This is a genomic window from Arenimonas sp., from assembly GCF_035721105.1.
Classification (GTDB): domain Bacteria; phylum Pseudomonadota; class Gammaproteobacteria; order Xanthomonadales; family Xanthomonadaceae; genus Arenimonas.
Genome location: NZ_DASTNG010000074.1, coordinates 1 through 14,164, shown reverse-complemented (window position 1 = coordinate 14,164; position 14,164 = coordinate 1). Strand labels below are relative to the sequence as shown.

Annotated in this window: 8 protein-coding genes; 2 read left to right on the top strand and 6 right to left on the bottom strand. The window is 71.0% G+C overall.

Features of this window, described 5'->3' with window-relative positions:
- Positions 1–7: 7 nt before the first annotated feature.
- Complete coding sequence (gene bioA, locus VFQ84_RS11965) at positions 8–1,390, top strand: adenosylmethionine--8-amino-7-oxononanoate transaminase (RefSeq protein ID WP_325131866.1); 1,383 nt, start codon at positions 8–10, stop codon at positions 1,388–1,390.
- Positions 1,387–2,112, top strand: a complete 726-nt coding sequence (locus tag VFQ84_RS11960; protein WP_325131865.1) for a 16S rRNA (uracil(1498)-N(3))-methyltransferase — start codon at positions 1,387–1,389, stop codon at positions 2,110–2,112. Before bioA ends, VFQ84_RS11960 begins: the two co-directional genes overlap by 4 nt.
- Before the next feature lie 85 nt (positions 2,113–2,197).
- Here the strand turns inward: VFQ84_RS11960 and VFQ84_RS11955 are convergent, their stop codons facing one another.
- The 6 genes from VFQ84_RS11955 to VFQ84_RS11930 form a co-directional block, all read right to left on the bottom strand.
- Entirely contained in the window at positions 2,198–2,674 is a 477-nt protein-coding gene (locus VFQ84_RS11955) for a chemotaxis protein CheW (protein WP_325131864.1), read from the bottom strand.
- A 23-nt stretch (positions 2,675–2,697) separates the two neighbouring features.
- Positions 2,698–4,458 carry a chemotaxis protein CheB gene (locus VFQ84_RS11950; protein WP_325131863.1) on the bottom strand — a complete coding sequence of 587 codons (1,761 nt, stop codon included), beginning with the start codon at positions 4,456–4,458 and terminating at the stop codon, positions 2,698–2,700.
- Positions 4,451–10,951 (bottom strand): Hpt domain-containing protein, encoded by a 6,501-nt coding sequence (locus VFQ84_RS11945; RefSeq protein ID WP_325131862.1) that lies wholly within the window; start codon positions 10,949–10,951, stop codon positions 4,451–4,453. Before VFQ84_RS11945 ends, VFQ84_RS11950 begins: the two co-directional genes overlap by 8 nt.
- A gap of 79 nt (positions 10,952–11,030) precedes the next feature.
- A complete protein-coding gene (locus VFQ84_RS11940) occupies positions 11,031–13,076 on the bottom strand; it encodes a methyl-accepting chemotaxis protein (RefSeq protein ID WP_325131861.1) in 2,046 nt (681 codons plus the stop codon).
- A gap of 54 nt (positions 13,077–13,130) precedes the next feature.
- Positions 13,131–13,685: a chemotaxis protein CheW gene (locus VFQ84_RS11935; RefSeq protein ID WP_325131860.1), complete on the bottom strand. Its 555-nt coding sequence runs from the start codon at positions 13,683–13,685 to the stop codon at positions 13,131–13,133.
- A 10-nt stretch (positions 13,686–13,695) separates the two neighbouring features.
- Complete coding sequence (locus VFQ84_RS11930) at positions 13,696–14,100, bottom strand: response regulator (protein ID WP_325131859.1); 405 nt, start codon at positions 14,098–14,100, stop codon at positions 13,696–13,698.
- Positions 14,101–14,164 lie beyond the last annotated feature (64 nt).

Sequence of the window (14,164 nt, the reverse complement as noted above, 5' to 3'; positions counted from 1 at the left end):
TCCACGCATGGACACCGACCCCACCGCCGCCCGCCGCCAGGCCGAAGCCGCGGCCTGGCGCGACCGCGACCTGGCCGCCGTCTGGCACCCCTGCACCCAGATGAAGGAACATCCGGGCACCCTGCCCCTGGTGCCGATCCGGCGCGGCCGCGGCGCCTGGCTCGAGGGCGTCGACGGCGTGCGCTACCTCGACGCGGTCAGCAGCTGGTGGACCAACCTGTTCGGCCACGCCGAGCCGCGCATCGCCGAGGCCATCGCCGCGCAGGCGCGCGAGCTCGAGCACGTGATCTACGCCGGCTTCTCGCATGCGCCCGGCCTGGCCCTGGCCGAAGCGCTGCTGGCCAAGGCGCCGGCCGGCCTGTCGCGGGTGTTCTATGGCGACAACGGCTCGGCGGCGGTCGAGATCGCGCTGAAGATGAGCTTCCACAGCCACGCCAACCGCGGCGACCCCGGCCGCACCCGGTTCATCGCGCTGGGCAACGGCTACCACGGCGAAACCATCGGCGCGCTGTCGATGGGCGACATCCCGCTGTACCGGCGCGTCTACGCCCCGCTGCTGCTCGAGCCGCTGTTCGCGCCCTCGCCCGACGCCTACGAGGCCGAGCCGGGCGAGCGTGCCGAGGACTGCGCACTGCGCCGTGCCGACCAGCTGGCCGCGATCTTCGAGGCCCACCCCGGCCAGGTCAGCGCGCTGATCCTGGAGCCGCTGGTGCAGTGCGCCGGCGGCATGCGCATGCATCATCCGGCCTACCTGCGGCGCGCGCGCGAGATTTGCGACGCCCACGGCGCGCACCTGATCGCGGACGAGATCGCGGTCGGGTTCGGCCGCACGGGCACCCTGTTCGCCTGCGAGCAGGCGGGTATCTCGCCGGATTTCCTGTGCCTGTCGAAGGGCCTGACCGGCGGCTTCCTGCCGATGTCGGCGGTGCTGACGACGGCGGCGGTCTACGAGGCCTTCCTGGACGACTCGCGCGAACGCGCCTTCCTGCATTCGCACAGCTACACCGGCAATCCGCTGGGCTGCGCGGCCGCGCTGGCCTCGCTGGCGATCTTCGACAGCGACGACGTGCTGGTGCGCAACCGCGCCACCGCCGCCCGCATGGCCGAACTGGCGGCGCCGCTGGCGGCGCACCCGAACGTGGCCGACCTGCGCCAGACCGGCATGATCCTGGCCATCGAGCTGACCGCCGACGGCCGCGGCAAGACGCCCTTCCCCGCCGCCGACCGTCGCGGCCTGCGCGCCTACCGGCACGCGATCGAACGCGGCGTGGTGCTGCGTCCGCTGGGCGACATCCTGTACTGGATGCCGCCCTACTGCGTCGGCGAAGCGGAACTCACGCACCTGGCCGCGGTCACCACGTCGGCCATCGAGGAGGCCACGCGCCCATGAGGACCATCCGCTGCCACGTCGACGCGCCGCTGGCCGTCGGCAGTCCCGCCGCCCTGTCCGAGCTGGCCAGCGGCCACCTGGTGCGGGTGCTGCGGCTGGGCGTCGGTGACGCCGTGGTCCTGTTCAACGGCGATGGCCACGACTACGACGCGCGCCTGGCCAGCGTCGGCAAGCGCGGCGCCGAGGCGATGGTGACCGGCGTGCGCGCACTGGCGAACGAGTCGCCGCTGGCCATCACCCTGGCCCAGGGCGTGGCCCGCGGCGAGAAGATGGACCTGGTGCTGCAGAAAGGCACCGAGCTGGGGGTGGCGGCATTCGCGCCGATCAACACCGAGCGCACCGAGGTGAAGCTGGACGCCGAACGCGCCGCCAAGCGCCTGGCGCACTGGCAGGGCGTGCTGGTGGCGGCCTGCGAGCAGAGCGGCCGCGCCCGGGTGCCGGCGCTGGCGGCGCCGCTGGGGCTGGCGCAGTGGGCCGGCGGCACGCATGCGGGCCTGAAGCTGATGCTCGACCCCGAGGGCGAACTGACGCTGGCGGCCCTGCCGCCCACCGACGCGGTGACGCTGGTGGTGGGTCCGGAAGGCGGGCTCTCGGAGCGCGACCTCGCGACGCTGCGGGCGGCGGGCTTCCGCGGCCTGCGGCTGGGGCCGCGCATCCTGCGCACGGAAACCGCCGGCCTGGCCGCGATCGCGGCGCTGCAGTCCCGCCTGGGCGATCTTTAGCCAACCACTGTAGGAGCGCCTTCAGGCGCGAATCTTTTCGCCAAGAGCTTCGCGCCTGAAGGCGCTCCTACAACAACGCGGTGGGTCAGGCGGCGACCTGGGCCTGGTCCAGGGCCTTCTGGATCAGCAGCTCGATGCTGAGCAGGTCCGGCACCACGGCCGGATCGTCGTTGAGCGTCACGCGCGAATGCACGCCCAGCGGCAGTTCCTTCATGTCCTGGTTCTCGGCCAGGGCGCTGCGCGAGACCGTCACCAGGCGCGGGAAGCCCTGCGACAGCACGGCGAAGAACGGCAGCTTGGGGTTGTTGCCCAGCGCCTTGAGCACGGCGACCTTGGCGCCCATCTGGCCGTCCTCGCCCGACCAGCCGGCCAGGCGCGAGAACGACAGCAGCGGCAGGCGCCAGCCGCGCCAGCGAACGCGGCCCAGCAGCCAGTCGGGCGCGTCGCCCACCGGCTCCGGCTCGGAATAGGTGATGACCTCGGCGACGCTGGCATTGGGCAGCAGCAGGCGCCCCTGGGTCACGGTGATCAACACGCCTCGGATGTCGCGCTGGGCAGTCATGGGGTACTCCGGAATCCTTTGCTTCAGTTCCAGCAATCAATGGTCAGGCGGGCCAGGTCGGCGTGGCCGGCCGGGACGGCGCCGGCGGCGATGACCTGCTCGGACGCCACGGCGTCGAAGCAGGTGCCCGGGTCCTGGGCCAGCACCACGGCACCGGCATCGCGCAACGCCAGCACCGCCGGCACCACCGTCGGGTCGGCGCCGCTCAGCACCAGCACGACGCTGTCGGCGGCCGGGAGCGCCGCGACCACGTCGGCCAGGCTGGCCGCGGCCACGAATTCGAAGCTGTTGTCATGGTGCGACACGCCCGTGCCCGGCTGCAGCACGGCGACGCGGCCCGGGTAGGCCAGCTTGCCTTCGACGGCCAGGTCCAGCGGCAGGCGGCTGGCCTTGGCCAGCTGGCCCACCAGGCGATCGTGCTTGCCGGTGTCGAGGTGCTGGTACAGCAGCACCGGTACCGGCAGGGTCGGCGGCAGCGCGGACAGCAGCTGGCGCACGGCGTCGGGACCGCCCAGGCCGGCCAGCACGAGCAGCACGCCGCGGGTGGCGCTGTTGCCGTGCAGCGAGCCTTCTTCGGCGAGGCTGAGCGAAGCGGCGGCGGCCGGTTCGCGGTAGATCGGCTCCGGCGCCGCCGGGGCCGCGGGTTCGTCCCGATAGGCCGGCGGGGCGGCAGCGTCGCCGTCCATGGGCACCAGCTCCAGCGCGCCGAACATCGAGCTGCCGCCCGGGGCGGGCGCGGCGGCGGGACGGGCGTCGTCGGCCGCGACCGGGGCGGCGCGCCCGGCGCTTTCGTCCGGCGTGCCGAAGTCGGTCGCGAAGTCCGGCTCCTGCGCCGCCTGGCGCTGGTCCTGGGCTTCGAAGGCTTCGAGCTGCGCGGCCAGGGCGGCGACGTCGTCGTCGACGCCTTCCGGTGCGGCCAAGTCGTCGTCGTTGAACGACGAGAAACTCACCGGGCCGCCGTCGAGCTCAAGGTCGGCCAGCAGCGGTTCGTCGGCACCCGCGTCCTCGAAGGACAGGCTGTCGGCCTCGTCCAGCGTCGGCAGCGGCGCGTTTTCGTCCGGCAGGGCGGACAGGTCGATGTCGAAGCTGCTGGCGTCGAACGCCAGGTCTTCGATCGCCGGTTCCGGCGGGCGCGCGGCTTCGACTGGCGCGTCGACGCGGCCCATGGCCTGCTCCAGGTCGGCCAGGTCCAGGTCGCCCAGGTCCAGGTCGGTGGCCACGGCCTCCGGTGCCTCGGGCGCCGGCAGGGCGTCGTCGGTGGGCGCGGCCACCGGTTCGTTGGCCAGCGACGGGTTGGTCGGCACCCACTCGGACAGATCCAGCGATTCGGCCGCGTAGTCCTCGAGCTTCTCGTGATCCATTTCCTGGGCCGGCGTGCGCGGCGCGCCCGGCTCCATGGACAGGTCGACCACGGGCAGGTGGTCGGCGTCCTGCGGCGCGGGCGGCAGCAGGTCGGAGCCGACCAGCTTGGCCGCGAGGTGGCGGGCCCAGCGCGCCAGGTCCCAGCCGTCGAGGCCGCGGGTGACCTCGGCGTCGTCGTACATCACTTCGATGCCGGGCGCGGCCAGCAGGTCTTCGAAGCGATCGAGCGAATCCTCGACCGCGGGTTCGAGGCTGACCAGCACCACGGTCGGCTTCTCGCCGGCGACGGTGCCGGGGTCGAGCTCGGCGGGATCGCCTTCGGCGACCAGCTGCGCCCCCAGCTCCGCCAGGGCGCGGCGGAGCTGGTCGCGGGCGTCTCCGGGGCGGGCCAGCAGGGCGACGCGGACCGGCGACTCAAGCATTGGCCGGCTCCATGCCGAGCATCTCGAACACATTCCGCATCAGTTCGACTTCCTGGTAGGGCTTGCCGAGGTAGCGGTTGACGCCGATGTCGAAGGCGCGCTGGCGGTGTTTGTCGCCGGTACGCGAGGTGATCATGATGATCGGCACGTCCTTCAGGCGCGGGTCCGACTTCATGTTCTGGGCCAGCTCGTAGCCGTCCATGCGCGGCATCTCGATGTCGAGCAGCATCAGGTCGGGCACGCGCTCGGCCATCTTCTCGATGGCGTCGACGCCGTCCTTCGCGGTCAGCACTTCCATGTTGTGGCGCTCGAGCACGCGGCCGGTGACCTTGCGCATGGTGATCGAGTCGTCGACCACCATCACCGCCGGGATGCGGCGCGCGGCCGGGGCCGGGGCGGCCGGGGCGAGCTCGATGCTGCGGTCGATGCTGGCCTGGCGGCGCACCAGCGGCGCGACGTCCAGGATCACGACCACGCGGCCGTCACCCATGATGGTGGCGCCGAAGATGCCCGGGATCGAGTTGACCTGCGGACCCACCGGCTTGACCACGATTTCCTTGCTGCCCAGCACCTGGTCGATGCAGATGGCGGCGCGCAGGTCGCCCGAGCGGGCGAGCAGCAGCGGCATCTGCAGGCTGTCCTGGGCCTTGGCCGGGGCGTGCCCGATCAGCGTGCCCAGGTCATGGATGGCGTAGGACTCGCCGGCGTAGGTGAAGCTGGGATGGTCGGTGGCGAGCTGCTTGTCGAGCTCGGCGCGGCTCATGCGGCCCACGCCCTGCACCGAGGCGATCGGCACCGCGAAGCTGGTGTCGCCGATCTTGACGAACACCGCCTGGGTGACGGCCAGGGTGAACGGCAGGCGGATCGTGAAGATGCTGCCCTTGCCGACTTCGGACTCGATGCTGAGCGTGCCGCCGAGCTGGCGGATTTCGCTGTAGACCACGTCCATGCCGACGCCGCGGCCGGCCAGGCGGCTGACGGTGGCGGCGGTGGAGAAGCCGGTCTCGAGGATGAAGCCGTACAGGGACGCATCGGAGACTTCCGCGTCGGGCTTGAGCAGGCCGCGCTCGATCGCCTTCTTGCGGATCGCTTCCTTGTCCAGGCCGCGGCCGTCGTCGCTGATCTTGAGCACGACTTCGGAACCTTCGCGCTGGACCTGCACGCGCACCGTACCCTCTTCCGGCTTCTTCGCCTTCTTGCGGTCGGCGGGAAGCTCCAGGCCGTGGGCGACGGCGTTGCGCAGCATGTGCTCGAGCGGCGCGGTCATGCGGTCGAGGACGTTGCGGTCCATTTCGCCGCTGGCGCCGTCGACCTTGAGGTTGACCTGCTTGCCGGTCTCGCTGCCGGACTGTCGCAGCACGCGCCGCAGGCGCGGCACCAGCGCATCGAAGGGCACCATGCGCGTGCGCATGAGGCCTTCCTGCAGGTCCGAGCTGACGCGCGACTGCTGCAGCAGCAGGGTTTCGTACTGGCGGGTCAGGTCGTCCAGCGAGCCCTGCAGGCTGACCAGGTCGGCCGCGGACTCCGCGAGCGAACGCGACAGCTGCTGCTGGGTGGTGAAGCGGTCGAGCTCGAGCGGATCGAACTGCTCTTCGCTGGTGTCGCCCTCGCGCTGGTAGCGCGCGATGATCTGCGCCTCGGTCTCGATGTCGAGCTTGCGCAGCTGTTCGCGCAGGCGCGTGGTGGTCTGGCCGAGTTCGCCGAGGTTGGAGCGGAACGCGCCGAGCTGCTGTTCGAGGCGGGCGCGGTAGATGGCGACCTCGCCGGCGTAGTTCACCAGGCGGTCGAGCAGGTCGGCGCGGATGCGGACCTGTTCCTGCGGGGCACGGACGCCACCGATGTCCTCGCCCTCGTCCATCGCATCGATGGGCGCGGACAGCGGCGCCATGCCGCCGGCGACGCCCGAGGACGGGGCGAACACCGGACGGGTGACGGCGGCTTCCTCGGCCGCGGCGGCCTGGCGGTCGAGCGCCGTGGTGGCGGGACGCTCCACCGCGGGCGCGGCCGGGGCGGCGTCGCCGGCCACGAGCGCGCGGCCCTTGGCGAGCGCGTCGATCTGGCCGATCAGGTTGGCCGGCAAGGCCAGGGCTTTGCGCTCGCCGACGCGGGTGACCATGCCATGCAGGCGGTCGAAGGCGCGTTCGAGCACGACGACGCCGGTCTGGTCGAGCTCGCGCTTGCCCTCGGCGACGACCTCGAGCAGCGACTCCATCGCGTGGCCGAGTTCGCCGATCGGGAAGATGCCCGCCATGCGGGCACCGCCCTTGAGCGTGTGCAGGTCGCGCTGCAGGCCAACGACCAGTTCGCGGTCGTTGGTGCGGTCGCGGAGTTCGGCCAGCAGGCTGTCGGAATGGTCGAGCAGGTCGGCCGACTCTTCCAGGAAGATGTCGAGCAGGTCGACGTCGATGTCGCTGGTGTCGAGCTCGGCATCCGGGTCGTCCGGATCCTGCGCCAGGGGGACCTGGGCATGGGCCGGCGTGTCGGTGTTTTGCTCGGTGGCTTCGGCAGCGGCAGCGGCTTCGGCAGCGGCGGCTTCGGCAGCGGCGGCCTCGGCAGCAGCGGCTTCGGCGGCGGCAGCTTCGGCAGCAGCGGCTTCGGCAGCAGCGGCTTCGGCAGCGGCGGCTTCGGCAGCAGCGGCTTCAGCTGCGGCAGCAGCGTCGGCGGCAGAAGTATCCGGGGCGGCCTCACCGGCCGGAGACGTCAGGGCCTCCAGCTCTTCGATCGTCATGCCGTAGAAGTCATCGGACGACATGCGGTCTGCGGCATCGTCGATGGAAGTCTCGGCAGCGGCGGCCTCGGCGGCAGCGGCCTCGGCGGCAGCGGCTTCGGCGGCAGCAGCGGCTTCGGCAGCAGCAGCTTCGGCGGCAGCGGCTTCGGCAGCGGCCTCGGCGGCAGCAGCTTCGGCAGCAGCAGCTTCGGCGGCAGCGGCTTCAGCAGCGGCGGCTTCGGCGGCAGCAGCTTCGGCAGCAGCAGCTTCGGCAGCAGCAGCTTCGGCAGCAGCGGCTTCGGCGGCAGCAGCTTCGGCGGCAGCGGCTTCAGCAGCGGCGGCTTCGGCAGCAGCGGCTTCAGCAGCAGCGGCTTCGGCAGCAGCGGCTTCGGCAGCAGCGGCTTCAGCAGCAGCGGCTTCAGCAGCAGCGGCTTCGGCAGCGGCGGCTTCAGCAGCAGCGGCGGCTTCGGCGGCAGCGGCTTCGGCAGCCTCTGCTTCGGCGGCTTCGGCCTCGGCGGCGGCGAGCGCGGCTTCGGAGGCGGCGATTTCCTCGGCGGTCGGACCGGCGCTGAAGTCTTCGGAAATGGTGAACGCGGGTACCGCCGCGTCGGCCGGCGCCTCGTCGAGGAAGGCCTCGAGCGACACGCGCTCCTGCTCGGGCGCCTGCGCATCGGCGGGCTCGCCGAAGCTGGGCAGGCCGGACAGGTCCGGCGCTTCCATCGGTACCGGCGTCGGCATCACGCCGGTGACCGGCTCGTCCGGGTGCAGCGGGATCGGGGCGGTGGCCTCGGGCAAGGCGTCACGCAGCGCGACGGCGCGGGCCGCCAGCGCAGCGAAGGACGGAACCACGCCGCCCGGACGCTCCAGCGCGACGATCGCCTCACGGATCGCGGCCGCGGCATCGCGGACCACGGCGACGGCCTCGGTCGAGGGCACGCGGCGATCGGCCACCGAACGCTTCATGAAGCCTTCCAGCGGCGCGGTGACGTCGGTGAGCGCGACGACCTCGGTCATCGCGAACGCACCGTTCATGGTGTGCACGGCGCGCAGCAGCGGGTCGGTGACGGCCTGCGGGCCGGCGGCGGCGCAGGCCGCGAGCCAGGCGTCGACGGTCTCGAGATGGCCGGCGACTTCGGGCTTGAGGATCTCGAACAGGACCGGATCGATGGCGAAGCCACCGGTCTCGACCGCTTCGGCCTCCTCCAGCTGCGCGAACACCACGGCCGGCTCCGGCTGGACCGGCTCGGGCTCGGGGGCCGGGGCGGCCTCGACGACCGGCGCCTCGGCCACCGGCGCGGCGGCCGCGGCGGGCTGCGGCGGCTGGTAGGTGACTTCCTCGCCCGCGGCCACGCGATCGGCCAGGGCCTGGATGCCCTCCAGGTCGGCGTGCACGGTTTCGCCCTGCAGCGCAGCGCGCAGCAGCGGCAGGGTGTTGAAGGCGTTTTCGATCAGCGAGACCACGGCCGGGCTGGCCGCGCGGGTGCCGTCGAGCACGCGGTTGAGCGTGCTTTCGACCTTCCAGCTGAACTCGCCCAGGCTCTTGGCGCCGACCAGCCGGCCGCTGCCCTTGAGCGTGTGGAACACGCGGCGGATCGGCCGCAGCTGCTCCATGTTGTCGGGCTGCTTGCGCCAGGTCGGCAGCAGCTGTTCGAGGTTGCCGATTTCCTCCTGGAACTCCTCCAGGAAGACTTCGCGGATCTCGTCGTCGATCTCGTCGCTGGTGCCGTCGAAGCCGGGAATGACCGGCAGCGGCGGCGGCGCGAAGCTCGGCGCGGGGGCCGGCGTGGGCGCCACGGCGACGGGCTCGGGCCGCAGGTCGACCGGCAGGTCGAAGGCGGACGTCAGCTCGACCGGGGCGGCGGGCTCGAACACCGGCTCGGCCGGCTCGTCGGCCGGGGCCGGCGCGTCGAAGGACGGCAGCTCGAAGCTGAAGTCCTCGACTGGCGGGGCCGAGGCTTCGATCTCGGGCTCGGCATCGGGTGCCGGCAGGGACTCGGGCGCAGGCGGCGAAACCACCGGCGCGGCGGCCTTGGGCGGCTCGGCATAGACCGGCGCGGGCGCCGCGATGGGCTCTTCGGCCGGCAGCGGCCAGTAGCCGAGCGACTCGAGGTTCTGGCGCGCGACCTCGAGGATCTGGTCGCGCTTCGGCCGGCGGTCGCGCAGGGCCTCGAGGTAGTACTCGAGGCTGGCCAGGGCATCGGCCAGGCGATCCATCTGCTGCCCGTTGGGCACGCGATGGCGACGCAGCAGTTCGTTCTCGGTGAAGCGGCGGACGGCGGCCAGGTACTGCGGCGCCTCTTCCAGCTCCAGGATGCGCAGCGCACCCGCGACTTCCTCGACCAGGCGCGGCACGTCGGCCAGCTGGGCGTGGTCCCAATGGGTTTCGACGAAGGCGACGAAGCACTGGCGCGCCTGGGCGAAGTTGGCGATGGCTTCCTTGACCAGGACCTCGAGCACCTTGCGGGCCTCGGCGCCGGGCAGCAGGGTTTCGTCGACCGGAGCGTCGGCGCCCTCGTCGGCTTCGCCAAGGCGGGCGACCTGGTCGTCCAGCGAGGCTTCGACGTAGAGCAGCGCGCCGGCGATATCGAGCAGGCTCGACTCGTCGGCGATGCGCTCGCCGCTGACCAGGCCATGGATGGCATTGCGCTGGTCCTGCACGACCCGGCGCGGCACGCCGAGGCCCAGCATGCCCAGGGTGTCGGCGACGCGGTCGAGCGCCTCGACCTGGTCGCTCAGGCCCACGGCCGCGGCTTCGGGCGTGCGCAGGTGGAGGTCGAGCGCGTCCTTGACGCGCAGCAGGTCTTCCTTGATGGCGACCGCGACGGTCGACAGCAGCGCGCGGTTGCGGCCGCTGAGGCTGCCGCGGGCGTGCGCGAGCTCGGACTCGCTGGGCAGGTACTCGCCCAGGCCGAACACCTGGCGGATCTCGCCGATGCGGCCGTGGTCGGTGGGCGCGTGCGCCACGAAATACAGCAGCTGGCGGGTCAGTTCGAGCGGCGGATCGGAGCGGAAGGCGGCGTCGCCGCCCTCGGCCAGGCGCTTGATCTCGCGCTCGACCTTGGCCAGCGACTGCTTGAGCGGGTTGCTGGCTTCGAAGGACTTCTTGGCCAGCGCGTCGAGCGTGCCGGCGGCGACCCAGAACAGGCGGCGCGCATGCTCGGAATCGGTGATCGGGACCAGCTGCTCGCAGACGTCGGTCAGGTCGCGGATGGTGGCCTGGCTGTTGTCGTCCTTGAGCCAGCGCAGCAGCGCACCCTGGAACAGACTGCGCAGGCCTTCGGCGCGGCGCTTGAGCTCTTCCGGCGCGAGCGGCTGGGCCGGGCCGGCCGCGGTCGGCGGCAGCGGCCGCGACAGGTCGGGCGAGAACAGCACGGATTCGGACAGGCCCTTCTCGCCGCGCGGCTCGCGCAGGTCGTTGAGCAGGGGCAGCAGGACGATGGGGATGTCGCGGTGGCCGCTCTGCAGGCGCTCGAGGTAGTCGGGCAGCTGCACGATGCCGCGCATCAGCGCGGCGTAGCCGGTCTCACGCTCGGCGACCCGGCCCTCGACCAGGGCCTTGGCCAGCTGCTCCATTTCCTCGGCGACCATGGCGGCGCCGTACAGCTCGACCATGCGCAAGGTGCCCTGCACCTGGTGCAGGTAGTTCGAGCAGGCCTTGAGCTGGCCCGGGTCCTCGCCTTCCTCGACGTAGGCCTCCAGCGCCTGGCGGGCCTGGCGCAGGGTCTCGTCGAGCTCGGGCTTGACCCAGGTGAGCGTGGTGAAATCGATGTTTTCGTGCAGCCTCATGCCGAGGTCCTGTCAAGGCCGGGGCGCCAGTGAGCGCGCCCGTGCCGGGGTGAGTCCAGGGGCAAGCGTGGCGCGGGCATCAGCCCGGCAGCTTGAAGTCGGCGACCGAGCGACGGAGGTCGGCAGCGAGCTGCGCGAGGTTTCCGATCGACTCCGCCGTCTGGCTCGCGCCCTGCGACGTCTGGGTGGTGATCTCCTGAATCACGGACATGGTGGCCGTGATGTTGGTCGCCGCGGTGGACTGCTGGCGCGCCGCCTGGGAGATGTTCTGGATGAGGTCGGCGAGGTCGTTGGACACCTTTTCGATCTCGCCCAGGGCCAGGCCCGCGTCCTCGGCGAGCCGGGCACCGGCCACCACTTCCGCGGTGGTCTGTTCCATCGAGCTGACGGCTTCGTTGGTGTCGGACTGAATGGTCTGCACCAGGGCCTCGATTCGCTTCGTCGCGTTCGAGGCGCGCTCCGCAAGTCGCTGCACTTCGTCGGCCACGACCGCGAAGCCTCGGCCCGCTTCACCGGCGGAGGCCGCCTGGATGGCGGCGTTAAGCGCCAGGATGTTCGTCTGTTCCGAGATGTCGTTGATCAGTTCAACGATCGAGCCGATTTCCTGCGAGCTTTCGCCCAGTCGCTTGATTCGCTTCGAGGTCTCCTGGATCTGGTCACGGATGTTGTCCATGCCCTGGATCGTCTGGCGCACCACTTCGGCGCCCTTGGCGGCGATCTGCACGGAGCGCTGCGCCACGTCGGCCGATTCGGCGGAGTTCTTCGACACCTCGTCGATGGACGACGCCATTTCGTTGATCTGCGCCGAGGCGCTGGTGATCTGCTGCGCCTGGTGCTCGGCGGCCTCGGCGAGGTGCATCGCGGTGGCCTGGGTTTCCTGGGCCGCCGCGGCGACCTGCACCGCGGTTTCGTTAATCGTGGACACCAGGGATCGCAGCGCTTCGACCGCGAAGTTGATGGAGTCGGCGATCGCGCCGGTGATGTCCTCGGTGACCGTCGCCTTGACCGTCAGGTCGCCTTCGGCGAGCGAACCCATTTCGTCCAGCAGGCGCAGGATGGCCTCCTGGTTACGCTGGTTGAGCTCCTGGGTGGTGCCGAGGCGGCGGCGCTGGTCGCGGAAGATGGTGAACAGCAGGCCGAGGATGCCGAGCGCGGCGCCGATGGCGCTGCCGATGGCGATGTAGTTGTTCGGGAACAGGCGCTGGTAGTTGATGTTGGCGAAGCTGGTGAACAGCGCCTGGCTGTTCTCGAGCAGGACGTTGGAGTCCTCGGAGATCTGGGTGGCGGCGCCCTGCACTTCGGCCAGGTCGGCAGCGGCCTCGAGGATGATGTCCAGGTCGGCCTGGGCCTCGGCGTAGAGGTCGGCGGCGGCCTGCAGGTTGGCGATGCCGTTGGCGCTGGTGATGCGGTTGTAGCCCGCTTCGGCGTTGCCGTCGCGGAAGCCCTCGAGCACCGAGGCGAACACGCCGGCGTCGCGCGCGAGCGCGTCGGCCGCCGACACCGCGTTCTCGCCGCCGGCGACGATTTCCGTCACGCGGCGCGACATGCGGTCGGCCAGCACGAGCTGGCGGTTGGCGATGGAGATCTGCGAGGCCGGGGCGTTGGCGTCGGAGAGCGATCGCACCACTTCGTCGAGCTGGAAGGCCAGTCGCGGCACGCGGGCGGTGAACTGGTCGGCGGTGTCGGCGAGGTTGAGCACCTCGTCCTCGCTCTGGGTGATGCGGTCCGCGGCCTCGGCCATCGGGGTCCAGGTCTCGGTCACCTTCTCGAGCGCGCTGGAGACGCCGAGCGCGTTCGGGTCGCCTTCGTAGCCCGGCACGTTCTCGGTCTCGCTGCCGGTGCGCAGGGCCGACACGATCGAGTCGATGCGGGCCTTGGTGGCCTTGAACTCGGTGAAGGCGTCGGCGTTGCCGTCGACGGCTTCCTGGGTGTACTTCGCGAGCTGCTGCGAAAGCACCTGGAGGTCCGCCGTCAGGCCGCGCGCGTTGTTCTCCTGGTTGTTGAGGTAGGACGCGTAGATGAAGTTCGCGCCGAACGCCAACAGGGAAACGATCAGGATGAACGCCCAGAAGCCCAGGCCGAAATTGGTTAGCTTGTCGGTGAACGAGCGCGAGTTAGTGCTCATGACTGGACCTCAACCCCTGTAAAAAAACAAATGAGTGGAACCTTGGACGGCCACTTATGCGGTGGCCTGGCGGAATTCGGGGGTGCGCGTGAGCAGCGACATGTTGAACACACCCCAGGTCTGGTCGGCCAGCCGGTAGGCCTGGCCGACGAAATGGCCATAACGGCCGTCGTTCTCACCGGCCAGCTCGGCCCGGTGCGAATCGTTGAAGGTTCGCTGGCCGAACAGCTCGTCGATGATGACCGCGACGTTGCCGCCGCCCTGGCGCACGACCAGGCAGCGCTGGCCTTCGTGCACGACGGTGCGGTCGCCCTCGAGGAACTGCTTGAGGTCGACCACCGGCAGCAGGCTGCCGCGCACGTTGGCGACGCCCAGCATCCACGGGTGCGCCCCCGGCACCGGGGTCACCGGCGGCAGGGGCAGGATCTCGACCACTTCGTCGAACGACGACACCAGCCGGCGCTGGCCGAGCCGGAAACCGACGCCGCGCCAGTGGCCCGGCGCTTCGATCATCTCCGGGCGGCCGGCCACGTGGGCGAGCGAGCGCTCCTCGAAGTCGAGCAGGGTGTCGAAGGGATTGGCGCGCTGCGGCGACGAGGACTTGGCCATGGCGTCCGCCTCAGCCCGCCGGCACGTACTTGCGGATGGCGGAGAGCAGCTCATCGCGCGTGAAGGGCTTGGTGAGGTACTGCTCGGAGCCGACGATGCGGCCGCGGGCCTTGTCGAACAGGCCATCCTTGGACGACAGCATGATCACCGGCGTCTGCTTGAACATCTGGTTGTTCTTGATCAGCGCGCAGGTCTGGTAGCCGTCCAGCCTGGGCATCATGATGTCGACGAAGACGATCTGCGGCTGGTGGTCGGCGATCTTGGCCAGCGCCTCGAACCCGTCCGTGGCCGTGACGACGTCGCACCCTTCCTTCTTGAGGAGGGTTTCGGCGGTGCGGCGGATCGTCTTCGAGTCGTCGATCACCATCACTCGGAGGCCATCGAGGCTTCCGGCGCGGCTGTCGTCTGGCGTCATTTACTGCTCCCCTGCGCGGTGCTCGTGAGTGCCGGCTCCGCTGCGAAACACCTATATCCCAGCC